We start from the raw sequence: 23,537 nt of genomic DNA, 5'->3' as shown, positions 1-23,537 counted from the left end.
CCCACCGGGATCAGGCGAAGAGGGCGTCGAGCTTCGCCCGGACCCGGTCGAGGTCTTCGCTGTACTTCAGGACTGCGCCGAGCGTCCGCGCCGCCGTCGCCGCGTCCAGCTCGTCACGCTGCAGAGTCAGCAGGGCTCGCGCCCAGTCGAGTGACTCCGCCACTCCCGGTGGCTTCAGCAGGTCCATTTCGCGGAGCCGATGTACCGCTTCCGCGATCTGCCTGGCCAGCACTTCGCCTGTCTGCGGGATCCTACGGCGCAGGATGGCGACCTCACGCACCAGGTCCGGGTGTTCGAGCCAGTGGTAGAGGCACCGGCGCTTGAGCGCGTCGTGCACTTCCCGGGTCCGGTTCGAGGTCAGCACGACCAGCGGCGGCTGTTCGGCGCGGACTTCGCCGTATTCGGGAATGGTGACGGCGTGTTCGTCGAGCAGCTGCAGGAGAAAGGCTTCGAATTCGTCGTCGGCCCGGTCGATCTCGTCGATGAGCAGCACGCACGGCGCGTTGATCAGGGCCTGCAGCAGCGGCCGGGCGAGCAGGAACCGCTCGGTGTAGAGCGACCGCTCGGCGGTCTCGACGTCGAGGTGCCCGTCACCGGCGGCTTCCAGCGCGCGCAGGTGCAGCAGCTGCCGCGGGAAGTCCCATTCGTAGAGCGCCTGGGAGGCGTCGATGCCTTCGTGGCACTGAAGGCGGACGAGCGGCCACCCGAGCGCGGCGGCCAGCGCGAGGGCGAGCGAGGTCTTGCCGGTCCCGGGCTCGCCTTCGCAGAAGAGGGGGCGGCCCATCCGCAGCGCGAGGAAACCGGCGGTCGCCAGCCCGTCATCGGCGAGGTAACCGGTCGCGTCGAGCGCGGCGGCGAGTCCTTCGGGCGAGTCCGTCACGCTGACGATCGTAGGCGGCGCGGGGTGCTCACGCCGGTCCCGGGAGGTCGGCGGGCCGGTCGACGTCCCGCCCGCTGCCGAGGTCACCGCACTCGACGAGCGTCAGGTCGGCCCGGGTGGCCAGCCAGTCCCGCGCGCCCCGGTCGCCGCGGGCGGTTCCGGCGATCTCGGGCCACCACCGGCGGCCGAGGAGGACAGGGTGCCCGGGCGTCCCGTCATAGGCGGCACGGGCGACGGTGCCGAAGGCGGCGTGGGCGGCAACGCGGGTGAGGATTTCGGGCCCGACCCACGGCAGATCGACGAGGTGCACGAGCGCGGCGACGGGTTCTGGGCCGGCGGCCAGGGCGGCGAGGCCGGCGCGCAGGGAGGCGCCCATGCCGGTGGCCCAGTCTTCGGCGACGACGGCTTGGGAGGGATCCGGGAGAAGGGCCCGCACCTGGTCGGCGGCGGCGCCGACGACGACCCGCACGGGATCACAGCCGGCGGCGGTCAGGGTGCGGAGAGCGCGGAGGACGAGGGGTTCGCCGTCGATTTCGGCGAGGGCTTTGGGACCGCCGAACCGCCGCCCGGCCCCGGCGGCGAGCAGCAGCCCGGCGACTCGCCCCGCGGGACGAATCCCCTGCTCAGCCATGGGCTCGGTCCGAGGCGCCGATGGCCAGGTCCGCCTCGATCGCCTGGGCCGTCTCCAAGAGCGGGGGAACCAGGTCTCGCTCCACCGACTCGGCCGTGGTGCGGCTTGCGTGCGTCGACAGGTTGACCGCCGCCACCACGCGGCCCCGGCGGTTGCGGATCGGGGCCGCCACCGAGCGGAGGCCTTCCTCCAGCTCCTGGTCCACCATGGCCCAGCCCTGGTCCTTCACCTTGGCCAGCTCGGCGCGCAGGGGGTCGGCCGCCGTGACCGTGTGGTCGGTCAGGCGGTCCAGGCTGGCCACCAGGAAGTATGCCTCCAGCTCCACCTTGCTGAGGCCGGCCAGCAGGACGTGACCCATCGACGTCGCGTGGGCCGGGAAGCGGGTGCCCACGTTGATGCTCACCGTCATGATGCGGGACACCGCGACCCGCGACACGTAGACGATGTCCGTGCCGTCCAGGACCGAGACCGAGCTCGATTCGTGCACGCGCGCGGACAGCTGCTCCAGGTGCGGCTGCGCCACCTCGGACAACGTCATGCTCGACAAGTACGCGTAGCCCAGCTCCAGGACCCGGGCCGTCAGCGAAAAGTACTTGCCGTCGGTGCGGACGTAACCGAGGTCGGTCAGGGTCAGGAGGAACCGGCGGGCCGCCGCGCGGGTGAGGCCCGTCGCCCGGGCGACGTCGCTCAGGGTGAGCTCCGCCGCGCCCGTGTGGAACGCCTTGATCACCGCCAGCCCGCGCTCCAGCGACTGCACGTGGTGCGCCCCACGGTGCGCCGGCTCGCCGCCCGGCTCGGCTTCGATCGGCCTCCCCACGTCCATGCCCGGCACTTTATCCGGCGTCGGCGGGCAGGGCGCCCGGCTCGCCGAGCTCGGCCAGGGTGCGCTGGGCGATCGCGAACGCCGCGTTCGCCGCCGGAGCGCCCGCGTACACCGCCGTGTGCAGCAGGACCTCGCTGATCTCCGCCGCTGTCAAGCCGTTGCGAACCGCCGCCCGGACGTGCATCGCCAGCTCGTTGTGCGCCTGCAGCGCCGTCAGCGCCGCCAGCGTCACGCAGCTGCGCGTGCGGCGGTCCAGGCCGTCGCGGGCCCACACCGAGCCCCACGCGCCCTCGGTGATGTAGTCCTGGAACGGGCGGCTGAACTCCGTCGTGCCCGCGACCGCGCGGTCGACGTGCTCGTCGCCGAGCACCTCGCGCCGCACCTTCATGCCCTGCTCGTGGCGGTCCGTCACGTTCGCTCCCAGTGGTCCAGGTGGTCCAGGATCAGCCGGGTGAACTCCGCCGGCCGCTCGTAGCTGCCCAGGTGCGCGGCGCCGGCCACGACCTCCAGCCGCGCGCCGGGGATGCCCTCGGCGATCGGCCGCGCGTGCTCCTCCGGGGCCGTGGCCGGATCCTCGGCGCCCGCTATCACCAGCGTCGGGGCGCTGATCTTCGGCAGGCTGTCGAGCTGGTCCATCCGCTCGATCACTTCGCAGCACGCCGCGTAGCCGGCCGCCGGGACCGCCGCGATCATCGCCCGCAGGAACTCCGCCCGGTCCGGGTGACGCTCGATGTAGCCCGGGGTCAGCCAGCGGCTCACCCCGGCCGCGGCGATCGCCGCGGTGCCTTCGGCGCGGACCGTCCGCGCCCGCTCCGCCCACATCTCCGGCGGGCCGAGCTTCGCGGACGTGCAGCAGAGCACCAGGCTCGCGACCCGGTCCGGGGCGTGGACGCCGAGCCACATCCCGGTCATCCCGCCGAGCGACAGGCCCACCAGGTGCGCCCGCGCGACGCCGAGGTCGTCGAGCAGCGCGAGGACGTCGGCACCCAGGTCGTCGAGCTCGTAGGGGCCCGGGGGGACCGGCGAGGCGCCGTGCCCGCGCGTGTCGTACCGGACCGCCCGGAACCCGCGCTCGACCAGCGGGGCGACCTGGGGTTCCCACATCCGCAGGTCGCTGCCGAGCGACCCGCCGAGCACGACCACCGGCCCGTCCGCCGGGCCGTCCACGACCCGGTGCAGCTGCACGGCACCCACGGGCGTCACACCCGGAAGAAGACGGTCTCGCCGTCTCCCTGCAGCCGGACGTCGAAGCGGTAGCCGTCCTCGGTCTTCGCCGCGATCAGCGTGCCGCGCCGCTCCTCCGGGACCGTCGCCAGCACCGGGTCGCCGGTGTTGTCCTGGTCCGCGAAGTAGATGCGCGTGACGACCCGGTTGAGCAGGCCGCGCGCGAACACCGACACGTCGATGTGCCGGGCCTGCACGGTGCCGCCTTCGCCGGGGACGACGCCCGGCAGCACGGTGAGGATGCCGTACGTGCCGTCGGGGTTCGTCGGGCAGCGGCCGAAGCCGCGGAATTCGCCGGACGCCTCGCCGCGCGGGTCGTCGGGGTGGCGGAAGCCGCCGTCCGGGTCGGCCTGCCACGTCTCGATCATCGCGTCCGGGACCGGGTCGCCGTTGCCGTCCCGGACGGTGCCGCGGATCCAGAACGCGCCGGGCGTGCCCTCGGGCACCACCTGGGGGCCATCCGGCCAGGGCAGCCCGATCGAAAGGTACGGGCCGACGGTTTGTGAAGGGGTGGGCAGCAGCTGGGTCATTCGTCCTCGTCCTCTTCCTCTTCGAACACCGACGCGTCGCGCCCCCGCAGCACGATGTCGAACTGGAAGCCCAGCGCCCACTCGGCCTGGGTGATCTCGTGGTCGTAGCGCGAGACCATCCGCTGCCGGGCCCGCTCGTCCGGGATCGAGTTGAAGATCGGGTCCTGGGAGAACAGCGGGTCGTCCGGGAAGTACATCTGGGTGACCAGCCGCTGGGTGAACGCCGACCCGAACACCGAGAAGTGGATGTGCGCGGGACGCCAGGCGTTGTCGTGGTTCTTCCACGGGTACGCACCGGGCTTGATCGTGGTGAAGGTGTACCGGCCGTCGCTGTCGGTCAGGGTGCGCCCGACGCCGTCGAAGTTCGGGTCCAGCGGCGACGGCCAGCGGTCGCCGGTGTGCCGGTAGCGGCCGCCCGCGTTGGCCTGCCAGATCTCGACGAGCGAGTCGCGCACCGGGCGGCCGTCGCCGTCGAGGAGCCGTCCGGTGACGATGATCCGCTGGCCCTGCGGCTCGCCGGCGTGCTGCCGGGTGAGGTCGTTGTCGTGCTCGCCGAGCCGGCCGGGCCCGAGCAGCGGGCCGGTGACCTCGGTCAGCATCTGCGGCAGCAGGACGAGGTCCTGCTTCGGGTGCCGCAGCGCCGTCGAGCGGTAGCCGCTGGAGTCGAGGGGCGGGTGCGTGCCTTCGGGGTCTTCCCCGTAGCGCGGCAGCCTGAGTTCGGTCGGAGTGGCCACGTTTCTCTCCCTCTTACCGGCCTTCGAGGACGACGGCCAGGCCCTGGCCGACGCCGATGCAGATGGCGGCGAGTCCCCAGCCCCCGCCGCGGCGGTGCAGGTCGTGCGCCAGGGTGCCGAGGATCCGGCCGCCGGAGGCGCCGAGCGGGTGCCCGATGGCGATCGCGCCGCCGTGGGTGTTCACGATCGTCGGGTCCAGCTTCTTCCAGTCGCGCAGACAGGCCAGCGACTGCGCGGCGAAGGCTTCGTTGAGCTCGACCGCGGCCAGGTCGTCCCAGCCGATGCCGGCGCGTTCGAGGGCGATCTCCGCCGCGCGCACCGGGCCGATGCCGAACACGTCCGGGTCGACGCCCGCCGCGCCGCGGCCGGCGATCCGGGCGAGCGGCGCCTTGCCGAGGCGGCTCGCGGCCGTCTCGTCGCCGAGGAGGAGGGCGGAGGCACCGTCGTTGAGCGGAGAGGCGTTGCCCGCGGTGACAGTGCCGTTCTCCTTGCGGAAAACGGGCTTGAGCTTGGCCAGCTTCTCGGGGCTGGAGTCCGGGCGGATGCCTTCGTCTCGGGTCAGCTCCACCCCCTCGACCGGGACCACGAGGTCGTCGTAGAAGCCCTCGTCCCACGCTTTGGCGGCGTTGACGTGGCTGCGGGCGGCGAAGGCGTCCTGCTCGTCGCGGCCGATGCCGTAGCGCTCGGCGAGCTGCTCGGTGGACTCGCCGAGGGAGATCGTCCACTGCGACGGCATCGCCGGGTTCACCATGCGCCAGCCCAGCGCGGTGTTGTAGAGGGTCTGGTTGCCGGCCGGGAACGCCTTCTCGGGCTTGGGCATGACCAGCGGCGAGCGGGTCATCGACTCGACGCCGCCGGCGACGACGAGGGAGGCGTCGCCGGTCTGGATCGCCCGGCTGGCCTGGATCGCGGCGTCGAGCCCCGAGCCGCAGAGCCGGTTGACGGTGCTGCCGGGGACGCTCGTCGGCCAGCCCGCGAGGAGCGTGGCCATGCGGGCGACGTTGCGGTTGTCCTCGCCCGCGCCGTTGGCGTCACCGAGGGTGACTTCGTCCACTGTGGACGGATCGAGGTCGTTGCGCTGCTGCAGGGCACGCAGGACGCCGGCGGCCAGGTCGTCGGGGCGGACGCCGGCCAGCGCGCCGCCGTAACGGCCGAACGGGGTGCGGATCGCGTCGAGGATGTAGACGTCGGTCATGCGCTTGCCTTCTCCAGGTCTCGCAGGAGGGTCAGCTCCTGCTCCGTGGGGGCCGGGGTGGTCGCGAGGTCGTCGGACACCTTCAGTTTCCACCCCGTGGCCGCGACGGCGCGGTCGAGGTCCACGCCCGGGTGCAGTTCGGTCAGGGTCAGCTCCGCCGTCTCCGGGTCGGGACGCAGCAGACCCAGGTCCGTCACCACCAGCGTCGGGCCCCGGCCCGGGAGGCCGAGCTTCTCGCGGTCGCCCTTGCCCGTGCCGTGGCCGAAGGACGTCACGAAGTCGACCTTCTCCACGAAGGCCCGGGGGTTCTGGCGCAGGACGATGAACACCTCACCGCACGAGGCCGCGATCTCCGGGGCCCCACCCGCGCCCGGGAGGCGGACCTTCGGGTCGTGGTAGTCCGAGCCGATCACCGTGGTGTTGATGTTGCCGAACTTGTCCAGCTGGGCCGCGCCCAGGAAGCCCACGTCGATCCGGCCGGGCTGGAGCCAGTAGTTGAACACCTCCGGCACGCTGATCACCGCGTCCGCCGTGTCGGCCAGCTCGCCGTCGCCGATGGACAACGGCAGGCGGGACGGCTTGGCGCCCAGGCAGCCGGACTCGTAGATGAGCGTCAGATTCGGGGCGTGCGCGCGGCGGGCGAGGTTCGCCGCCTTGCTCGGCAGGCCGATCCCGACGAAGCAGGACGTGCCGTCGCCGAGCGCGCGGGCCGCCGCGACGCTCATCATCTCGTCGGCCGTGTACTCCGCGCTCATGCCGTCACCCCGGTCAGCTCGTTCAGCCACTTCGTGAACTCTTCGCGGTCGCGGCCCACCTCGTCCCACGCCTGGTACGCCGCGTTGTCCCGCTCGTAGTACCCGGCCGCGTACGACGGCTTCGCGCCGCCCGGGACCTCGGCCACCGCCGTGACCACCCAGGCCGGCAGCACGACCGCGCCCGGTCGGGGCTCGAGTTCGTCGACGATCTCCTCGACCGTCACCAGGGACCGCTTCGCCGCCAGCACCGCTTCCTTCTGGACGCCGGTGATGCCCCACATCTGGACGTTCCCGGCCCGGTCGGCGCGCTGGGCGTGGACGATCGAGACGTCCGGGTTCAGCGCCGGCACCGCGGTGAGCCGTTCGCCGGTGAACGGGCAGGTGATCGGCTTGATCGTGTCCGTCTGCGCCGGCAGGTCGGTGCCCGTGTAGCCGCGCAGCACCGCGAACGGCAGGCCGGACGCGCCGGCGACGTACCGGTTCGCCATGCCCGCGTGGCTGTGCTCCTCGATCTCCAGCGGCACCGGCCAGTCGTGCTGGACGGCGTCGCGGAAGCGGTGCAGCGAACCGACTCCCGGGTTGCCACCCCAGGAAAAGATCAGCTTGCGCGCGCACCCGGCACCGATGAGCTGGTCGTACACGATGTCGGGGGTCATGCGCACGAGCGCCAGATCCCGGCGGCGCTGCCGGATGATCTCCTGCCCGGCCGCGACCGGGATGAGGTGCGTGAACCCTTCGAGCGCGACGGTGTCGCCGTCGTGCACCAGCCGGCCCACGGCCTCCTCCAGCGACAGCAGCTCCGCCACCACACCCTCCGCTCTGTTCGCATCACGCACACTCGTTCTGCAACCGAACATAGCACGGTGACCCGCGGACCGACCAGACGTCTTCCACCCAATGGATGACGCGCGCACGTCGAAACCGGCTTTCTCGCTGGGCAGCGAGAAAGCAGTGAGAGAAGCAGAACGGGCTCAGGCCGTCTCGGCGGCGTTCCGGATGTGCTCGTTGCGGAGCCGGATGAGCCGGGGCATGTACCAGCCGAGCACGGTCCGCTCGGCGACCGTCCCCAGCGGGCCGAGCGGGGCGGCGAAGTCGATGACGTCGCACATGACGGTGCCGCCGGCGCCGTCCGGCTCGAAGTGGTGGGCGTGGTGCCACCGCTCGAACGGGCCCGCGACCTGCTCGTCGACGAAGTAGCCGGGCGGCTCGCAGGCGCTGATGCGGGAGGTCATCCGCCAGCGCAGGCCGAAGTGCCGGGCCTGCCAGGTGACGGTGTCCCCGAGCTGCATCCGCCCCGAGGTGACGCCGCCGATCGCCCGCTCCCCGGAGCCGGCCATCGAGGCGGTGTGCACCTCGACCTCCAGCGAGAGTTCGAAGACGCGCCTCGGCGGCGCCGCGATGCCGGTGGTCACCTCGAAACGCGTCATGGGGCGACCCTACGGCGTGCCTACTCCTTGAGCCCGCTCGCCGCGATCCCGCGGACGATGAACCGCTGGGCGACCAGGAACATCGCGACCAGCGGCGCGATGGTGACGAGCGCGCCGGCGAACAGCGCCGGCAGGTTGACCGACTGCGCGGTCAGGAACGTCGAGAGCGCGATCTGCGCGGTCCACGACGACGGGTCCTGCCCGATCACCAGCGGCCACAGGAACGCGTTCCAGCTTTCGATGAACATCAGCGCGCCGAGCGAGGCGATCATGCTGCCCGAGTTCGGCAGGACCAGCCGCCGGTAGACGCCCAGGTAGCCCAGCCCGTCGAGCCGGCCCGCTTCTTCGAGCTCCACGGGGAACCGCAGGTAGAAGTTCCGGAAGAGGATCACGGTGAACGCGCTGAACAGGTTCGGCGCGATGATGCCCCATTCGGTGTTCACCCCGCCCAGGGAGCCGACGACGACGAACGTGGGCACGAACGTCACCGACTGCGGGATCATCAGCGTGACCAGCACGTAGGTGAACACCGCACGACGGCCCGGCACGTCGATCCGGGCCAGCGCGTACCCGGCCATCGAGCCGAACAGCGTGCCGACCGGGGCCGTCACCACCGCGACCAGGAACGAGTTCCACAGCGAGTGCGCCATCGGCACCGACGCGTCGGCGAACAGGTCGCCGAAGTTCACCCACGAGAGCGGGTCCGGCAGCCAGGACCAGTCCGGCGAGCTGACCTGCTGCCGCGTCATCAGCGCGTTGCGCAGCATGATGTAGAACGGCAGCAGGAAGATCACCGAAAGGACGGACGCGAGAACGTACTTCGGCGCCTTCCGGGAGACGGGGAGAACGGCCATCAGTCCTTCTTCCCGAAGCCGACGAACCGGCCCTGCAGCAGCGTGATCACGATGATGATCACCGTCAGCAGGAACGCGCCCGCCGAGCCGACGCCGTAGTTCTGGTCGCCGAGCGCGGAGTCGTAGAGGTAGACCAGCGGCGGCTTCACCGGCGCGGTCGCGGTGCCGGAAAGCCCGGTGCCGAACAGGTTGTAGAACTCGTCGAACGCCTGGAACGCCGCGATCAGGATGAGCAGCAGCACCGCCACCGACGTGTTCCGCAGCTGGGGCAGCGTGATGTAGCGGAACGCCTGCCACTTCGTCGTGCCGTCGAGCTCGCCGGCTTCGTACAGCGACGGCGGAATCGCCTGCAGTCCGGCCAGGAACAGGATCATGTACAGCCCGACCTGCAGCCACAGCCGCAGCGTCACCACCGCGACCCAGTACACCGGCGGGCTCGTCGTCGACAGCCACGGCACCGGGTCGGCGCCGAACAGCCCGCCGACGACGTTGGCGACGCCGGACGGGAGGCCGTTGAACAGCGCCATCTTCCACACCAGCGCCGCGACGACGTACGACACCGCGGCCGGGACGAGGAACACCGTCCGGAAGAACGCCTTGCCGCGCCGGATGCTGTTGATGAGCACCGCGAGACCGAGCGAAGCGACGAAGGTGATCGGGACGATGAAGACCGTGAAGATCGCGATCGTCGACAACGACGTCAGGAAGGCGTCGTCGCCGAGCAGGAACGCGTAGTTGCCGAAGCCGATCCAGTTCCCGAGCGTGATGGTGCCGCGGGCGTCGTTGAAGCTGAGCAGGAAGCTCCACGCGATGGCGACGTACTTGAACAGCCCGAGCCCGAGCACGACCGGCCCGGTGAGCACCGCGAACGCGCCGATCGCCCGCCAGTCGCGACGCCGCCTCTTCGCCGGCGCCACCGTGACCGCCGGAGCTTCCATCAGGGCCGTCATGCCAGCTGCTTGTCGACTTCGGCCTGTGCCTTCTTCGCCGCGTCGCCGAGCTCGGCGGCCGGATCGGCCTGACCGTTGGCGATCTTCGTCGCGGCCTGCAGGAACAGCGTCGCCGACGCCTTGTTCCACAGGCCCGAGTACGACTTGCCGTACTGCTGCGAGATCGTCACGGCGTCCTTCGCGGGACCGCTGGAGAACTCGGTCGTCCGCGCCGCGACCTCCTTGCGGGCCGGGATGTGGAAGCCGTACTTGACGCACCAGTCCTTCTGCAGGTCGGCGTTCTTGATCCACAGCCAGTCGATGTACTTCTTGACGGCGTCCAAGTTGGCCGACTTGGCGTTGGCCAGCTGGTACCAGCCGCCGACGCGCGCGACCTGCTTGCCGGCGTCCCCGAACTTCGGCCACGCGACGACGCCGAAGTCGTCGCCCAGCGCCTTCTTGATGTCCGGCAGCGACCACAGGCCGCCCCACTGCATGGCCGTGGCGCCTCCGGTGAACGCGCCGGGGTCGGACCAGTCGGTCGGGTAGCCCTGGAGCAGGCCGCCGGTGTCGTGCAGCTGCTTGAGGCCGCCGATCGCGGCGATCGCCTCGGGCGAAGCGAAGGCGACCTTCTTGCCGCTGCTGTCGAAGAAGTCGCCGCCGGACGACCAGAGCAGCAGCGTCGCCGCTTCGCCGACGCCGTCGGTGCCGACGTACAGGCCCTTCTGCTTGCCGTTGTTCAGCTTCCGCGTCGCTTCGAGGAGTTCGGCGAACGTCTGCGGCGGCTGGACGCCCGCGGCCTGCAGCGCGCTCTTGCGGTAGTACAGCATCATGACGTCGTCGATCATCTTGACGCCGTAGACCTTGCCCTCGACGGTGACGGTGTCCAGCGCGGCTGGACTGAAGTCGCCCTTGACCGGGCCGACAACGTCGTCGAGCGGCGCGAGCAGGCCGTTCTTGACGTTCTGGTACCGGAAGTCGCCCAGCTCGAACAGGTCCGGTGCCTGGGCGGTCAGCATCGCGGAGTTCAGCTTGGTCTCGTAGTCGCCGGCGATCCAGCTGACGTTGATCGCGATGTCCGGGTTGGCCTTGGTGAACTCCTGCGCGTACCGCTGGACGGCCTGCTGCGTCCCGGATTCGCCGTACGCGTGGTACCACTGCTGCAGCGTGACTTTCGCGCCGGAGGAGGCGTTCTTGTTCAACGGGTCCGAAGTGCAGCCCGCGAGGGCCGCTCCCCCGGCGAAGAGGACGGAACCGACCAGGAAGCTTCGGCGATTCATGGGGCTCACGGGGTCTCCTTAGACGCTGTCGGACACGAAAAGGCTCTGGACGGCGACGGCGGCGGCGCCCCGGGCCCACTCCTCGAACGGCAGTGGCCGGATGACCAGGCCGCACCGCGCGGCACTGCCGAACGCCTGGACCGCGAAGGTCCGGCGGATCTGCTCCTCGAACAGGTCGTAGGTGGCGACGCCCTCGCCGGACACCACCACCCGTTCCGGGCCGAACAGGTTGACCAGCGCGGCCAGCCCCAGCCCGATCGCGTGGCCCGCCCCGGCGAACACCTCCCGCAGCGGTTCGTCGCCGCCGCGGGCGCGCGTCACGGCGTCGTCCATCGACAACGTCGCTTCGCCGGTGACCTGCCGGGCGCGCGTCAGGATCGCTTCGGTGGACGCGATCGCCTCGACGCAGCCCTGGCCGCCGCAGTGGCAGGACGGTCCGCCGTCGGCGACCGGGACGTGCCCGATCTCGCCCGCGACGCCGTGCGCGCCGCGGACCAGGTCACCGTGCACGACGAGCGCGCTGCCGATCCCCGTCCCCACCGTGACCAGCGCGAACGACGACGCGCCGACGCCTTCGCCGAACCACTGCTCGGCGACCGCGAGGGCCTTGACGTCGTTCTCCAGCGTCGTCGTCAGGCCGGTGGCTTCGTCGAGCAGCTCGGCCAGCGGGACGTCCCGCCAGCCGAGGAACGGCGAATACCGGACGACGCCGGACGCGCGGTCGACGTCACCGGAGACCGCGACGCCGAGGCAGTAGGCGCGGTCGCGCAGATTGCCGGTGCCGTCGGGGGTGGTGCCGGACAGGAGCTCGCCGACGAGATCGGCCAGCGCGCGGACGACGTGGCCGGTGTCGTGGCTGCTCAACGCGTGGTGGGCGCTGGCCCGGACGTCGGCGCGCAGGTCGGTGACCACGCCGATCAGGTCGTCACCGGTGATCTTGACGCCGACGAAGTACTCGCGGTCGGGACGGATGGCCAGCGGGTTCGCGGGCCGGCCCGCGCCGGGCGCGGTGCGGCCTTCCGAGGCGAGCTCTTCGAGGTAGCCGGCTTCGATGAAGGGCCGGGCGGCCTTGGTGACCGCGGCGGAGGAGAGCCCGGTGCGGCGGGCGACGTCGACGCGGGAAACCGGCCCTTCGGTGAGGACCGTGGTGAACACGGTCGCGGCCGCGGGGCTGGTGATCGGCGCCCTTGCCGGTGCACTGCGAGGCATGGCCGGAAGGGTAGAGAGATTTAATTAACTTCGTCAAGAATTTATTTTTGCCCTGGTCAGCTCTACGCTGTCGGCCATGTCGCTCGTCGAACACGACCCCGCGCACCGGCTCTGGCTGCTGCGCACCCCCGACAGCTCGTACGCCTTCCGGCTGGACGAGGACGACCGGCCGCGGCACGTCCACTGGGGCTCGCCGCTGACGCTGGCCCAGGCCACGCAGGTCGCCGCGCGCCGCAACCCGGCCGACAGCAGCTTCGACGAGCCCGGCGACGACCGGCAGGAACTCCCGGCCGAGGGCGGTGCGTTCTTCGGCGTCGCGGCCCTCGCCGTGCGGTACGCGGACGGGACGTCGGCGCTCGAGTGGCGTTACGACGGCTTCGCACTCGAAGACGACGTGCTCGTCGTGCGGCTCGCCGACCGCCACTACCCGCTGGTGCTCGCCCTGCACTACCGCGTGCGCGGCGACGTCGTCGAACGCTGGACGTCGCTGCGGCACACCGGATCCGGCGAGCCGATCGCGTTGCTGCGCACCGATTCCGCGTCGTGGACGCTCCCCCGGCGCGACGGCGCACGGCTGACCCGGACGTCGGGGGCGTGGAGCGCCGAGTACGGCGTGCGGCGCGAACCGGTGCCGGTCGGCGAAACCACGCTCACCAGCCGCCGCGGCGCCTCCGGCCACCAGGTCAACCCGTGGGTGATGCTCGACGCGGGCGACGCGACGGAGACCGCCGGCGAGGTGTGGTCCTCGGCGCTGGCGTGGAGCGGGAGCTGGCGGATCACGGTGGAGCGCACGCACACCGGCCGCGTCACGTGGACCGGCGGGTTCGGGCACGAGCACGTCGCCTGGCGGCTGCAGCCGGGCGAAACGTGGGAGACGCCGGTGTTCGCCGGGCTCTACGCGGCCGACGGCTTCGGCGGGACCAGCCGGCGGTGGCACGCGTACGTCCGCGAGTTCGTCCAGCCGCACCCGGACGAGCTGCGGCCGATCGTCTACAACTCCTGGGAGGCCACGGGCTGGGACGTCGACGAGCGGACCGAAACTTCGCTCGCCGAGGCCGCCGCGAAGCTGGGCGCGGAACTGTTCGTCATGGACGACGGCTGGTTCGGCGCCCGCACCGGCGACACCGCCGGGCTGGGCGACTGGATCGCCAACGAACAGCGCTTCCCGCAGGGGCTGCGGCCGCTGGCCGACGCCGTGCACGCGCACGGGATGCAGTTCGGGCTGTGGGTCGAGCCGGAGATGGTCAACCCGGACAGCGACCTCTACCGCGCGCACCCGGACTGGGTGCTGCACATGGCGAACCGGTCACGCACGACGTTGCGCAACCAGCTCGTGCTGAACTTCGCGCGGCCGGACGTCGCGGACTGGGCGCACAAGTGGCTCGACCGGCTGGTCGGCGAGCACGGCATCGACTACCTCAAGTGGGACATGAACCGCGCGTTCACCGAGGCGGGCTGGCCCGAAGCGGGCCCGGACGCGCAGCGGCTGTGGGTCGGTCACGTGCGCGCGGTGTACGCGATATTGGACCGGCTGCGCGCCGACCACCCGGACCTGCGGATCCAGGGCTGCGCGGGCGGCGGCGGGCGCACCGACCTGGGCATCCTCGCGCGCACCGACGAGATCTGGGCGTCGGACAACACCGACGCCGCCGACCGGATCACCATCCAGCACGGCTACGGCCAGATCTACCCGGCCGGCACGATGTCCGCGTGGGTCACCGACAGCCCGAACCCGGCCACGCGCCGGGAAGCGCCGCTGAGCTTCCGGTTCCACGTGGCGATGGCGGGCGTGCTCGGCCTGGGCGGCGACCTGCCGCGCTGGACTCCGGCCGAACTCGCCGAAGCGGCGTCGCTCGTGGCGCTGTACAAGGAGATCCGGCCCGTGGTGCAGCACGGGGTGCTGTACCGGCTGGCGGATCCGGCGGTCTCGGCGCTGACGGCCGTGCAGTACGTGCTGGGTGACGACGTGGTCGTGCTCTTCTGGCGGCGGCCGACGGAGTTCGCGCGGCCGTTCACCCCGCCGCGGCTCGCAGGACTGGATCCGGCCGGGCTGTACCGCGATCAGGACGGCGTCGTGCACCACGGGGCCGTGCTGCTGAGCCACGGCCTCGACGTGCCGATGCCCGGCAGCGGGTACGCGAGTGCGGTGGTGCGGCTGACGCGCGTGGGCTGAATTGTCGGTGACATCCGGGGCTTCGCCCCAGGTCGGGGGCTCCGCCACCCGAACCCCCGAAAACGTCGGTGGCGTGGCCTAGTCTGTCGTCGTGGCCAAGATCGCGGTGACCCGATGGATTCCCGACGACGCGGTGAAGCTCCTCGCCGAGGCAGGCGATGTGGAGGTCTCCCCCGCCGATCGTCCGCTGACGCCTGCCGAACTGCACGAGTTCGTGGCCGGGGCGTCGGCCGTCGTCGGCATGCTGCACGACCGGCTCGACGGTGCGCTGGCCGACGCCGCCGGCCCCGGGCTGAAGGTGGTCGCGAACGTGGCCGTGGGGTACGATAACGTCGACGTCCCGGCGCTGGCCCGGCGCGGGATCGTCGTCACCAACACCCCGGGCGTGCTCACCGACGCCACCGCCGACCTCGCCTTCGGCCTGCTGCTGGCCGTCACGCGGCGGATCGGCGAGGGCGAACGGCTGCTGCGCTCGCGCACGCCGTGGTCGTTCCACCTCGGGTTCCTGCTCGGTTCCGGGCTGCAGGGCAAGACGCTCGGCATCGTCGGGTTCGGGCAGATCGGGCGGGCGATGGCGAACCGGGCGTCGGCGTTCGGGATGCCGATCGTCTACTCAGGACGGTCGAAGCAGGACACGGACGCCGAATACGTGTCGTTCGAGGAACTCCTGGCGCGCTCGGACGTCGTTTCACTGCACTGCCCGCTGACGCCCGAGACGCGGCACCTCATCGACGCCGCCGCGTTGCGCGCCATGAAGCCCGGCGCGTACCTGGTGAACACGACCCGCGGCCCGGTGGTCGACGAAGCCGCGCTGGCCGACGCGCTGGAAGCCGGGGAGATCGCCGGCGCGGCGCTCGACGTGTTCGAGAAGGAGCCCGACGTCGAACCGCGGCTGCTCGGCCGGGACGACGTGGTGCTGAGCCCGCACCTGGGGTCGGCCACGGTCGAGACGCGCACCGCGATGGCCGTGCTGGCCGCGCGCAACGTCGCGGCGGTGCTTGCCGGGCGTCCCCCGCTGACGGAGGTGAAGCCGTGACCAGGGTCGTCATCGCGCCGGACAAGTTCAAGGGCAGCCTCACGGCGGTCGAGGCCGCGGAGGCGATCGCGCTCGGGGTGCGGGATGCGTTGCCGGACGCGGACATCGTCACCTGCCCGGTGGCCGACGGCGGCGAAGGCACGCTGGACGTCCTGGAAGCGGCGGGCGCGCGGATCGTGCGGCTGACGGTCCGCGGGCCGCTCGAGGAATCCGTGCACGCGCGGTACGCCGTGCTGGACGGCACGGCGTACGTCGAATCGGCGCGGGCGTGCGGCATCGAATTCGTCGACCCTTCGCCGGCCACGGCACTGGCCGCGCACACGTGGGGCGTCGGCGAACTGCTGGCGGACGCGCTGATCCACGGCGCGAAGCGGCTGGTGCTGACGGTCGGCGGCACGGCCAGCACGGACGGCGGCGCCGGGATGCTCGGCGCGCTCGGCGCGGGGGTACTGGACGCGTTCGGCGCACCGGTCGGCCTGGGCGGCGGGACGTTGGGGCGGGTGGCCTCGGCCGAGCTCGCCCCGGTGCGGGAACGCCTGGACGGCGTGCGGGTGGCGGTGGCGACCGACGTGACGAACCCGTTGCTGGGCCCGGAAGGCGCGGCAGCGGTGTTCGGGCCGCAGAAGGGCGCGGGGCCGGCGGAAGTGGCGGCGCTCGACGAAGCGCTGGGGCGATGGGCGCACGCGTTGCAGGTGGGTGGCGCACCGGACGTGACACGGGTGCCGGGGGCCGGAGCGGGCGGCGGGGTCGCGGCCGCGGCGATCGCTCTCGGCGCTCGGGTGGAGTCCGGGTTCGATCTCATCGCCGGGTTGACGGGGGTCGATCGGGCACTGGCGGGCGCGGACCTGGTGATCACCGGCGAGGGGTCGCTGGACGAGCAGAGCCTCAACGGCAAGGCACCGGCGGGGATCGCCGAGCGGGCTCGCGGGATTCCGTTGCTGGTGCTGGCCGGGCGGATCCAGCTCGATGCGGCGGGATTGGCGCGGCTGGGGGTGGTGGGGAGCAGCGCGTTGATCGACCACGCGCCTTCGCTGGACTACGCGCGCGCTCATGCGGCGGAACTGCTGCGGGAACGGGCGGCGGCATTGGTGCGCGCCTGGCGGGAGGGGTGAAGACGGCACACGATTCGTTCAGGGCCGAGTTGAGGCGATAAGGCGCCGGTCGTGGCGCGCGGCGGCGACCAAGCGGGGCGCTGCCGGGTCGAGCAGCCCAAGCCGGGCGGCGCAAGCCGTGGCGCGCAGCGGATTCACCGCGGGCTGGCCCGCCGGCCGCCGGCGGACGGGCCTGCCGCACCCGATGGCGAAAGGCCCGTCCGCTGGGGTCAGCTGGTGTGCTGGGGCAGCACGGCGAACGCCACACCGCCCGCTTCGTCCTCCTGGACGTCCAGCACCTTGTCGTCGAGCAGGGCCGCCGCCTGGGGCTCGAGGAAGACCTTCGGGCCCTCCTCCGCTCCCAGCACGCTGTCGCCCTCTGCCGGTTCGGGGGCCACCGACAGGGCCAGCTGGGCGCTTTCCCCGTCGGCGTTCTGGACCGCCAGGCGCAGCCCGGCGTCACCCTCTCCCTGGCTCGTCAGTGCGGTGATCGCCTCGGCGGCGGCTTCGGTCACGGTCAGCATCTTCGGCCTTCCCTTCGTCGCGGTCCGATGCACTGGTGCCCCACGCTAGGGGCGCCCGAACGGGTGTGCAGGCTGAGCGGATCAGCCCTCCCGGGACGCGCGGATGGCGTCGGCCACCGACTCGCCCGCGTAGATCGCCTGTTCGCCCCGGTCCGGGCCGGTGTGCCGCTGCGGCACCGTGTCCTCCGGGACCACCGGCTCGAAGTCCGCCGGGGCGTCCTCGATCGTCTCGTCGAGCTCCGCCGCCGGCGTCGCCGCGAGCGGGCGGTCCGGGATCGGCTCCGGCTCGGTGTCCGGCACCTCTTCGGACAGGCGCAGCGCCATCGGCTCGCCTTCGCGGATCTCCCGCGGCGTCGTGCCGAAGCGGTTCGCCGCACTCCAGTGCTCGGGCGGCTCGATGCCCTTTTCGAGCGGGTCCACGCGCAGCTCGTCCTCGTCCAGCGCCTCGCTGGGGCTCAGGCTTTGCGGTTCGGCCGAGTCACGGTCACTCACAGGTGTCTCCTGGCGTCGGAAGTGTCGTCGCCGGTGACCTACCCCGCCGGTCGGGGCCGCGAAACCCCCACGGTGTCATGGGGATCACATTTCTTCAACGGGTTTAACACATTCACAAGATTGTGAACGCAGGGTACGTTGGGATCATGGCCACCACCAGGTGCGCACCGGATCGCCGGCTGCTCGCCACCGACCCGGACCGCCACCACGAGCTCGGCACGCACGCCGCGTGGTACGTGGTGGCCGGCGTGGTCACGACCGGCGTCCAGGCCGCCCTGTTCCTCCTGCTGCGTGACGAGCTCGGTGCCCAGATCGCGAACCTGGTCGCGATCGCGCTCACCACGGTCGGCAACACCGAGTTCCACCGCCGGGTCACCTTCGCCGGCCGGCGCAGCAACGCCGGGAAGCGGCACCTGCAGGACCTGCTCACGTTCGCCTTCTACGCCGGGTACGGCTCGGCCGTGCTCGCGGTCCTCGACGCCGTCGTCGACCGGCCGACGTCGTGGGAGGAGACCGGCACGCTCCTGCTGGCCAGCCTGGTCGGCGGCTTCGTGCGGTTCGCCGTGCTGCGCTGGTGGGTCTTCGCGCACCAGACCGAACCCGCCGCGGCCACGCCCGCCGCCTGACACCGGCGGCCGCACCGGCCACGCCGGCCGACGCCGACGAACTCCTCCGCCGCGCCGACCCCGCCGCAAACCGGACGACGCGCCCCGAGACTCGCCCGCCGCGCCGGGCCGCACGAACCCCCTACGCCGCGCCCGCAAACCAGCCGCCGCGCCCACGGGACTCGCCCGCCGCGCCGGACGCCCCCCTCCGCCGACCCGCCCGTCCTGCATCGAACGGCCGCCGCCGCGGACACCGGCTAGCGTGCGGGCGTGGCCCCGGACGACATCAAGCCCCATGCGGGCGGCACCGAACCGGACTACCGGTTCACGCTGGCCAACGAACGTACCTTCCTCGCCTGGCTCCGCACCGCCCTCGGGCTGCTCGCGGGCGGCGTGGCCGTGCACCAGCTGGTGCCGTCGCCTGCCGGTGCCAGCGCCGTGCTCGCCGGGCTGTGCGTCCTGCTCGCCGGGGTGCTCGCCGCGACCGCCTACCCGCGGTGGCGGCGCGTTCAGATCGCCATGCGGGCCGGGGAACCGCTGCCGCCGAGCCGGCTGATCCTGGTGCTGACCGGCGGGCTGCTGGTGCTCATCGTCGCCGCGGCCGTGTTGCTGGTGGTCTCGTGAGGGACACGAACTCGCAGCGGACGGTGACGACCGGGGACGGCCGCTCCGGCGCGCGGTATACCTGGCAGGACCGCCCGGCCGCCGCGGCCGGCCCGGGACGTCAGCCGCGAATACCGCTGGTTCGCGATTATCGCGACGTCATAAGTACCGTCACGACCCCGCGGAATCGCCCGTGACCACCCCCGCAGGGGCCCAGGCCGAACGCACCGGGCTCGCCTGGCGACGGACCGCACTGGCCTCCGCCGCCTGCACCGTGCTGCTCCTTCACTCGGCCGCGCAGCACCACTGGGGCCTCGGTCTCATCCCCGTGCTGCTCTCCGCCGTTACATCTGCCCTGCTCGCGGCCGTCGGAGCGCGGCGGGAACGCGCCCTGCGCGCCCCCGAACCCGGCCCGCCGAGCCCCGCACTGCCCGCGATCGCGTCGCTCGCCGTGACCGCGACTGCCGCCTCCGTGCTCATCCTCCACTGACGAGTGAAGTCGGCACATCCTGAAACCGATTAATCGCAATGTGCGGCGCCTGGTCGCGGGAACATCACGGTCGCTCCTGCTAACGGGGTATTGGTCGTTGAAATCTGGACTGACTCGGGTGGAGGTGCTTACGATTACCCAGCGTCGCACGGAGCGCAGATCGGCCCGGATCTCTCGGAGCATCTGCGATGGAACAGTTACGGAGTGTTGAACCCCCGGCAAGCGACGGTCGAGGGTCGGCCGGGGAGACGACCATGACAGCACCGCCGAGGACCACCGAGGAATCCGCTTCCGCGCTTCGCGATTATCGGACTCCCGAGCATCTGCCCCGCCCGAGCGGGCGGCTCACCAAGGAGGATCTCGATCCCCTGGTGAAGGACGCGGGCGGGGGCAACCCGGCCGCCATCCACTCCCTGCTCCAGATGATCGAGCCGGTGGTGGTCCGCTACTGCCGCGCGCGGATGGGCGGGCGCGACCTGTCCTACCTCTCGGCCGACGACGTCGCCCAGGAAGTCTGCCTCGCCGTCCTCAAGGCCCTGCCCGACTACCAGGACCGCGGCGGCTCCTTCCTCTACCTCGTCCACGCGATCGCCGCGAACAAGGTCGCCGACGCCTACCGCGCCGTCGCCCGCGACCGCTCCGAGCCCGTTCCCGAGCTCCCCGAGCGCCCGCTGGTCGCCGGCAACGAGCCCGAAAGCCACGCCCTGCACCTGGACCTCGGCGCCCGGCTGGGCAAGCTGCTCGCCTCGCTGCCGCGCGTGCAGCAGGAGATCCTGACCCTGCGCATCGCCGTCGGCTTCTCGGCCACCGAAACCGCCGAAGCGCTCGGGATCTCCCCGGGCAACGTCCGCGTGACGCAGCACCGGGCCCTCACCCGGCTGCGCGGCATGATCCACGACGACGAGTTCTGACAGACCACCTCAAGCGGCGGGCGGGGACACCCTTTCACCCCCTGGACGGGGTGTCCCCGCTCGCATCCAAGCCGTAGGCCGTGCGGGCGTTGTGTTCGAACACCGCCAGGCGTTCCGCGTCCGACAGCGAGCCCGTCAGGGCGATCGCCGCGTCCAGGACCACCTCGTAGGACGCCGCCAGTTCGCAGACCGGCCAGTCGGAGCCGTACATCAGCCGGTCCGGGCCGAACACGTCCAGCACGTGGTCGACGTACCGGCGCAGGTGGCCGACCTCCCACGCCGACCAGTCGGCCTCGGTGACCAGCCCGGACAGCTTGCACACCACGTTCTCGCGCGCGGCCAGCGCGGCCACGCCGGACGCCCACGGCTCCCACTCCCCCGTCGCGATCGGGGGCTTCGCCGCGTGGTCGAGGACCAGGCGCAGCTCCGGCAGGCGCAACGCGACTTCGGTCGCCGCGGGCAGCTGGGGCGACCGGACCAGCAGGTCGAACGCCAGGCCCGCCGCCGCCACCGTGCTGAGCCCGGCCAGCACCGCGGGACGCAGCAGCCAGTCCTCGTCCGGTTCGGTCTCCACCTGGTGCCGGAGCCCCACCAGCGGCCCCAGCCCGGCCAGCTCGGCCAGCCGGTCGGCGATGTCCGGGGCCGCCAGGTCCACCCAGCCGACCACGCCCGCGATCACCGGTTCGGCCGCTGCCGTCGCGAGGAACTCTTCGGTTTCCGTCGCCGACGACACCGTCTGGACCAGGATCGTCGCGTGCACCCCGGCCGCCTTGGTCACCGCGCGCAGGTCGTCGACGGTGTACGGGCGGCGGATCGGGTCGAGCGCGTCCCCCGCCATCCACGGGTACTCGCGCCGCGACGGGTCCCACAGGTGGTGGTGCGCGTCGATCATGAGACTCCTTCGGTGATGACGACGTCGGCGCGCAGCAGGCCCGCGTCGACGAGCTCGGTCCACAGTTGCGGCGGCACGGCGGCCCGCGCGCGCCGCGCGTTGACCCCGACCTGCTCCGGATCATGCGCGCCGACGACCACCGACGCCACCGCGGGATGCGCCATCGGCAGGGCCAGCGCCGCTTCCGGCAGCTCGACGCCGTGCCGCGCGCAGACTTCGGCGATGCGCCGCGCCCGCTCGACCAGCTCCGGCGGCGCCTCGGCGTAGTCGTAGACGTGCCCCGGCTCGGCCGTCGCCAGGATGCCGCCGTTGAACGCGCCGCCGACGACCACCGTGACGCCGCGGTCGGCGCACAGCGGGAACAGCTCGTCCAGCGCCGGCTGGCCGAGCAGCGTGTAGCGGCCGGCCACGAGCAGGATGTCGAGGTCGGTGCGGCGGACGAACTCGGCGGGCATCCGCGTCTGGTTCATGCCGGCGCCGAACGCGCCGATCACGCCCTGCTCCCGCAGTTCGCGCAGCGCCGGGAAGGCGCCGCGCAGGGCTTCGTCGAAGTGGTCGTCGGGGTCGTGGACGTAGACGATGTCGACGCGGTCGAGCCCGAGCCGGGTCAGGCTCTCCTCGAACGACCGCAGGACGCCGTCGCGGCTGAAGTCCCACCGGCGCTTGTACGCGGCCGGGACGACGAAGCCTTCGTCGTCCCGCTCGCCGGCGCCGTCCGGGTTCGGCTCGAGCACGCGCCCGACCTTCGTGGAGAGCACGTACTCCGCACGCGGGAACGCGCGCAGTGCCGCACCGAGCCGGATCTCGGACAGGCCGAGGCCGTAGTGCGGTGCGGTGTCGAAGTACCGGATGCCCTCGTCCCACGCGCGGCGCACGGTCGCGGCCGCCGTCTCGTCGCTGATCGCGTGGTAGAGGTTGCCCAGCTGCGCGCAGCCGAGACCGAGCGGGGAGAGGGGGAGTTCCAACGCCGTCACTCCTTTTCCGGCAGTTCCCAGACCAGCCCGATGCCGCTGTCGCCGCCGGAGTAGTCGTCTTCGACGGCCAGCAGCTCGGCCATCCTGGCCTGCCACGGGACGTTCGCGGGGTGGTCCCGCAACGCTGCCCGCATCGCCGCGTAGTCGTCCACTTCGACGACGTGGAAGAGGTCGAGACCGTTACGCCAGATCCGCCACGTCCGCACGCCGGCTTCGCGCAACGCCGTGTCGAGCTCGGGCGGGATGACCGCGTGGACGGACTCGTACTCGGCCTCCTTGCCCGGTTTGAGCCGGGTGTGCAGGGCCACTCTTTGAGGTGCGGGCTGGTGGGTCATCACCACTCCTTCGCCGGAACATGGCACGCTGGGGTGGAACACGAAACATCCGAGGTCTGTTGCAGGGAAGGGCGGACACGATGCCCGTCACCGATGTCGCGATCGACAAGATCAAGGACATGATCATCTCCGGGGAGCTCGCCCCGGGCGACCGGCTGCCCAAGGAGGCCGAGCTGGCCCAGCGGCTCGGGCTGTCGCGCAGTTCCCTGCGGGAGGCCGTGAAGGCGTTGTGCCTGATCCGCGTGCTGGACGTCCGGCAGGGCGACGGCACGTACGTCACCAGCCTCGAGCCCAACCTGCTGCTCGACGCCATGACGTTCGTGGTCGACTTCCACCGCGACGACACCGTCCTCGACTTCCTGGCCGTGCGCCGCATCCTGGAGCCCGCCGCGACCGCGCTGGCCGCGCTGCACATGAGCGACGACGACATCACCGAGCTGGGCACGCTGCTCAGCGAGCTGGAGGACTCGCCGACCGTGGAGGCGCTGGTCGCCAACGACCTGCAGTTCCACCGCAAGATCGCCGACGGGTCCGGCAACCCCGTGCTCTGCTCGCTGCTCGACAGCCTGTCCGGGCCGACCGCCCGCGCCCGGATCTGGCGCGGCCTCACGCAGGAGGGCGCGGTCGCGAAGACCCGCGAACAGCACACGGCGATCTACGAGGCCATCGCCGCGCGCGAGCCGGAACTGGCCCGCTCGTGGGCGACCGTGCACGTCGCGGGCGTGGAGCAGTGGCTGCGCAACGCGCTCGGCACCGCGGACGACCCGACGGTGCCCGACTCGGACGCCGAGCCGGCCGCGGAAGCCTCGTAGCACCACACCCACCTCCCCGCGGTCGTGGGGGGGGTTGGGGGGTGTGGACCCCCGGGGCCCCCACGAACAGACCCCCGCGCCACGCGACCTAGGGGCAGTACACGGGGGGGGGGCGGGGGTGGGGGTGT

General features: G+C 72.1%; 28 protein-coding genes. 8 read left to right on the top strand and 20 right to left on the bottom strand.

Annotation, left to right across the window (positions count from 1 at the left end):
• Positions 1–10: 10 nt before the first annotated feature.
• From AB0M93_RS16230 to AB0M93_RS16160, 15 genes are all read right to left on the bottom strand, one after another.
• The gene (locus AB0M93_RS16230; RefSeq protein WP_364273847.1) at positions 11–880 is read right to left on the bottom strand and encodes a MoxR family ATPase; all 870 of its coding nucleotides are present in this window, start codon (positions 878–880) and stop codon (positions 11–13) included.
• 28 nt (positions 881–908) lie between these two features.
• Positions 909–1,511, bottom strand: coding sequence for a nucleotidyltransferase family protein (locus AB0M93_RS16225; protein ID WP_364273845.1), 603 nt, complete (start codon positions 1,509–1,511; stop codon positions 909–911).
• Positions 1,504–2,334 carry an IclR family transcriptional regulator C-terminal domain-containing protein gene (locus tag AB0M93_RS16220; protein WP_364273842.1) on the bottom strand — a complete coding sequence of 277 codons (831 nt, stop codon included), beginning with the start codon at positions 2,332–2,334 and terminating at the stop codon, positions 1,504–1,506. The genes AB0M93_RS16225 and AB0M93_RS16220 overlap by 8 nt, the downstream gene beginning before the upstream one ends.
• A 10-nt stretch (positions 2,335–2,344) precedes the next feature.
• Entirely contained in the window at positions 2,345–2,746 is a 402-nt protein-coding gene (gene pcaC / locus AB0M93_RS16215) for a 4-carboxymuconolactone decarboxylase (protein WP_364273839.1), read from the bottom strand.
• Positions 2,743–3,528, bottom strand: coding sequence for a 3-oxoadipate enol-lactonase (gene pcaD / locus AB0M93_RS16210; protein ID WP_364274361.1), 786 nt, complete (start codon positions 3,526–3,528; stop codon positions 2,743–2,745). The genes pcaC and pcaD overlap by 4 nt, the downstream gene beginning before the upstream one ends.
• A 5-nt stretch (positions 3,529–3,533) precedes the next feature.
• Positions 3,534–4,088, bottom strand: coding sequence for a protocatechuate 3,4-dioxygenase subunit alpha (gene pcaG, locus AB0M93_RS16205; protein WP_364273837.1), 555 nt, complete (start codon positions 4,086–4,088; stop codon positions 3,534–3,536).
• The gene (gene pcaH / locus AB0M93_RS16200) at positions 4,085–4,822 is read right to left on the bottom strand and encodes a protocatechuate 3,4-dioxygenase subunit beta (RefSeq protein ID WP_364273834.1); all 738 of its coding nucleotides are present in this window, start codon (positions 4,820–4,822) and stop codon (positions 4,085–4,087) included. Before pcaH ends, pcaG begins: the two co-directional genes overlap by 4 nt.
• A 13-nt stretch (positions 4,823–4,835) precedes the next feature.
• The gene (locus AB0M93_RS16195) at positions 4,836–6,017 is read right to left on the bottom strand and encodes a thiolase family protein (RefSeq protein WP_364273831.1); all 1,182 of its coding nucleotides are present in this window, start codon (positions 6,015–6,017) and stop codon (positions 4,836–4,838) included.
• Complete coding sequence (locus tag AB0M93_RS16190; protein ID WP_364273828.1) at positions 6,014–6,772, bottom strand: CoA-transferase subunit beta; 759 nt, start codon at positions 6,770–6,772, stop codon at positions 6,014–6,016. The genes AB0M93_RS16195 and AB0M93_RS16190 overlap by 4 nt, the downstream gene beginning before the upstream one ends.
• Complete coding sequence (locus AB0M93_RS16185) at positions 6,769–7,578, bottom strand: CoA-transferase (protein ID WP_364273825.1); 810 nt, start codon at positions 7,576–7,578, stop codon at positions 6,769–6,771. Before AB0M93_RS16185 ends, AB0M93_RS16190 begins: the two co-directional genes overlap by 4 nt.
• Before the next feature lie 165 nt (positions 7,579–7,743).
• The gene (locus AB0M93_RS16180) at positions 7,744–8,199 is read right to left on the bottom strand and encodes an SRPBCC family protein (protein WP_364273822.1); all 456 of its coding nucleotides are present in this window, start codon (positions 8,197–8,199) and stop codon (positions 7,744–7,746) included.
• 20 nt (positions 8,200–8,219) lie between these two features.
• Positions 8,220–9,053 carry a carbohydrate ABC transporter permease gene (locus AB0M93_RS16175; protein WP_364273820.1) on the bottom strand — a complete coding sequence of 278 codons (834 nt, stop codon included), beginning with the start codon at positions 9,051–9,053 and terminating at the stop codon, positions 8,220–8,222.
• Positions 9,053–10,003: a sugar ABC transporter permease gene (locus AB0M93_RS16170; RefSeq protein WP_364273817.1), complete on the bottom strand. Its 951-nt coding sequence runs from the start codon at positions 10,001–10,003 to the stop codon at positions 9,053–9,055. Before AB0M93_RS16170 ends, AB0M93_RS16175 begins: the two co-directional genes overlap by 1 nt.
• Positions 10,000–11,262: an extracellular solute-binding protein gene (locus AB0M93_RS16165; RefSeq protein WP_364274358.1), complete on the bottom strand. Its 1,263-nt coding sequence runs from the start codon at positions 11,260–11,262 to the stop codon at positions 10,000–10,002. The genes AB0M93_RS16170 and AB0M93_RS16165 overlap by 4 nt, the downstream gene beginning before the upstream one ends.
• Before the next feature lie 18 nt (positions 11,263–11,280).
• Positions 11,281–12,471 (bottom strand): ROK family protein, encoded by a 1,191-nt coding sequence (locus tag AB0M93_RS16160; protein ID WP_364273815.1) that lies wholly within the window; start codon positions 12,469–12,471, stop codon positions 11,281–11,283.
• Between the two features lie 76 nt (positions 12,472–12,547).
• Between AB0M93_RS16160 and AB0M93_RS16155 the strand changes: the two genes are divergently transcribed.
• From AB0M93_RS16155 to AB0M93_RS16145, 3 genes are all read left to right on the top strand, one after another.
• On the top strand, positions 12,548–14,644 hold the full coding sequence (locus AB0M93_RS16155; RefSeq protein ID WP_364273812.1) for an alpha-galactosidase: 2,097 nt from the start codon (positions 12,548–12,550) through the stop codon (positions 14,642–14,644).
• 91 nt (positions 14,645–14,735) lie between these two features.
• Positions 14,736–15,680: a D-glycerate dehydrogenase gene (locus AB0M93_RS16150; protein WP_364273809.1), complete on the top strand. Its 945-nt coding sequence runs from the start codon at positions 14,736–14,738 to the stop codon at positions 15,678–15,680.
• The gene (locus tag AB0M93_RS16145; RefSeq protein ID WP_364273806.1) at positions 15,677–16,792 is read left to right on the top strand and encodes a glycerate kinase; all 1,116 of its coding nucleotides are present in this window, start codon (positions 15,677–15,679) and stop codon (positions 16,790–16,792) included. Before AB0M93_RS16150 ends, AB0M93_RS16145 begins: the two co-directional genes overlap by 4 nt.
• Before the next feature lie 209 nt (positions 16,793–17,001).
• Here AB0M93_RS16145 and AB0M93_RS16140 read toward each other — a convergent pair whose 3' ends face one another.
• On the bottom strand, positions 17,002–17,295 hold the full coding sequence (locus AB0M93_RS16140) for an iron-sulfur cluster biosynthesis family protein (protein ID WP_020644357.1): 294 nt from the start codon (positions 17,293–17,295) through the stop codon (positions 17,002–17,004).
• A gap of 81 nt (positions 17,296–17,376) precedes the next feature.
• Positions 17,377–17,787, bottom strand: coding sequence for a hypothetical protein (locus tag AB0M93_RS16135; RefSeq protein WP_364273803.1), 411 nt, complete (start codon positions 17,785–17,787; stop codon positions 17,377–17,379).
• A 146-nt stretch (positions 17,788–17,933) separates the two neighbouring features.
• Between AB0M93_RS16135 and AB0M93_RS16130 the strand changes: the two genes are divergently transcribed.
• From AB0M93_RS16130 to shbA, 4 genes are all read left to right on the top strand, one after another.
• On the top strand, positions 17,934–18,413 hold the full coding sequence (locus tag AB0M93_RS16130; RefSeq protein WP_364273800.1) for a GtrA family protein: 480 nt from the start codon (positions 17,934–17,936) through the stop codon (positions 18,411–18,413).
• 249 nt (positions 18,414–18,662) lie between these two features.
• On the top strand, positions 18,663–19,016 hold the full coding sequence (locus AB0M93_RS16125; RefSeq protein ID WP_364273797.1) for a DUF202 domain-containing protein: 354 nt from the start codon (positions 18,663–18,665) through the stop codon (positions 19,014–19,016).
• Positions 19,017–19,188: 172 nt separating this feature from the next.
• On the top strand, positions 19,189–19,485 hold the full coding sequence (locus tag AB0M93_RS16120; RefSeq protein ID WP_364273794.1) for a DUF202 domain-containing protein: 297 nt from the start codon (positions 19,189–19,191) through the stop codon (positions 19,483–19,485).
• A 254-nt stretch (positions 19,486–19,739) separates the two neighbouring features.
• Positions 19,740–20,396, top strand: coding sequence for an RNA polymerase sigma factor ShbA (shbA, locus tag AB0M93_RS16115; RefSeq protein ID WP_364273791.1), 657 nt, complete (start codon positions 19,740–19,742; stop codon positions 20,394–20,396).
• 34 nt (positions 20,397–20,430) lie between these two features.
• On the opposite strand, the gene AB0M93_RS16110 is transcribed toward shbA, so the two are convergent.
• Genes AB0M93_RS16110 through AB0M93_RS16100 form a run of 3 tightly spaced genes read right to left on the bottom strand, consistent with a single transcriptional unit; the run spans position 20,431 to position 22,597 of the window.
• Positions 20,431–21,288 carry an amidohydrolase family protein gene (locus AB0M93_RS16110; protein WP_364273788.1) on the bottom strand — a complete coding sequence of 286 codons (858 nt, stop codon included), beginning with the start codon at positions 21,286–21,288 and terminating at the stop codon, positions 20,431–20,433.
• A complete protein-coding gene (locus AB0M93_RS16105; RefSeq protein WP_364273786.1) occupies positions 21,285–22,253 on the bottom strand; it encodes an aldo/keto reductase in 969 nt (322 codons plus the stop codon). The genes AB0M93_RS16110 and AB0M93_RS16105 overlap by 4 nt, the downstream gene beginning before the upstream one ends.
• Before the next feature lie 5 nt (positions 22,254–22,258).
• The gene (locus tag AB0M93_RS16100; RefSeq protein WP_364273783.1) at positions 22,259–22,597 is read right to left on the bottom strand and encodes an L-rhamnose mutarotase; all 339 of its coding nucleotides are present in this window, start codon (positions 22,595–22,597) and stop codon (positions 22,259–22,261) included.
• 80 nt (positions 22,598–22,677) lie between these two features.
• Here AB0M93_RS16100 and AB0M93_RS16095 point away from each other — a divergent pair, with 80 nt between their 5' ends.
• Entirely contained in the window at positions 22,678–23,409 is a 732-nt protein-coding gene (locus tag AB0M93_RS16095; protein WP_364273780.1) for a FadR/GntR family transcriptional regulator, read from the top strand.
• Positions 23,410–23,537 lie beyond the last annotated feature (128 nt).

It is taken from the genome of Amycolatopsis sp. NPDC051102 (genome assembly GCF_040682815.1).
Taxonomy (GTDB): Bacteria; Actinomycetota; Actinomycetes; order Mycobacteriales; family Pseudonocardiaceae; genus Amycolatopsis.
Note: the sequence above shows the minus strand (reverse complement) of the source record. Positions and strands in the feature narration are given on the sequence as shown.

Bases quoted from the DNA above. Each gene is read 5' to 3' on its own strand.
- AB0M93_RS16225 (WP_364273845.1), bottom strand. From the start codon at position 1,511: ATGGCTGAGCAGGGGATTCGTCCCGCGGGGCGAGTCGCCGGGCTGCTG.
- AB0M93_RS16220 (WP_364273842.1), bottom strand. From the start codon at position 2,334: ATGGACGTGGGGAGGCCGATCGAAGCCGAGCCGGGCGGCGAGCCGGCG.
- pcaG (WP_364273837.1), bottom strand. From the start codon at position 4,088: ATGACCCAGCTGCTGCCCACCCCTTCACAAACCGTCGGCCCGTACCTT.
- AB0M93_RS16195 (WP_364273831.1), bottom strand. From the start codon at position 6,017: ATGACCGACGTCTACATCCTCGACGCGATCCGCACCCCGTTCGGCCGT.
- AB0M93_RS16190 (WP_364273828.1), bottom strand. From the start codon at position 6,772: ATGAGCGCGGAGTACACGGCCGACGAGATGATGAGCGTCGCGGCGGCC.
- AB0M93_RS16180 (WP_364273822.1), bottom strand. From the start codon at position 8,199: ATGACGCGTTTCGAGGTGACCACCGGCATCGCGGCGCCGCCGAGGCGC.
- AB0M93_RS16175 (WP_364273820.1), bottom strand. From the start codon at position 9,053: ATGGCCGTTCTCCCCGTCTCCCGGAAGGCGCCGAAGTACGTTCTCGCG.
- AB0M93_RS16170 (WP_364273817.1), bottom strand. From the start codon at position 10,003: ATGACGGCCCTGATGGAAGCTCCGGCGGTCACGGTGGCGCCGGCGAAG.
- AB0M93_RS16165 (WP_364274358.1), bottom strand. From the start codon at position 11,262: ATGAATCGCCGAAGCTTCCTGGTCGGTTCCGTCCTCTTCGCCGGGGGA.
- AB0M93_RS16160 (WP_364273815.1), bottom strand. From the start codon at position 12,471: ATGCCTCGCAGTGCACCGGCAAGGGCGCCGATCACCAGCCCCGCGGCC.
- AB0M93_RS16155 (WP_364273812.1), top strand. From the start codon at position 12,548: ATGTCGCTCGTCGAACACGACCCCGCGCACCGGCTCTGGCTGCTGCGC.
- AB0M93_RS16140 (WP_020644357.1), bottom strand. From the start codon at position 17,295: ATGCTGACCGTGACCGAAGCCGCCGCCGAGGCGATCACCGCACTGACG.
- AB0M93_RS16130 (WP_364273800.1), top strand. From the start codon at position 17,934: ATGGCCACCACCAGGTGCGCACCGGATCGCCGGCTGCTCGCCACCGAC.
- shbA (WP_364273791.1), top strand. From the start codon at position 19,740: ATGACAGCACCGCCGAGGACCACCGAGGAATCCGCTTCCGCGCTTCGC.
- AB0M93_RS16110 (WP_364273788.1), bottom strand. From the start codon at position 21,288: ATGATCGACGCGCACCACCACCTGTGGGACCCGTCGCGGCGCGAGTAC.
- AB0M93_RS16100 (WP_364273783.1), bottom strand. From the start codon at position 22,597: ATGACCCACCAGCCCGCACCTCAAAGAGTGGCCCTGCACACCCGGCTC.
- AB0M93_RS16095 (WP_364273780.1), top strand. From the start codon at position 22,678: ATGCCCGTCACCGATGTCGCGATCGACAAGATCAAGGACATGATCATC.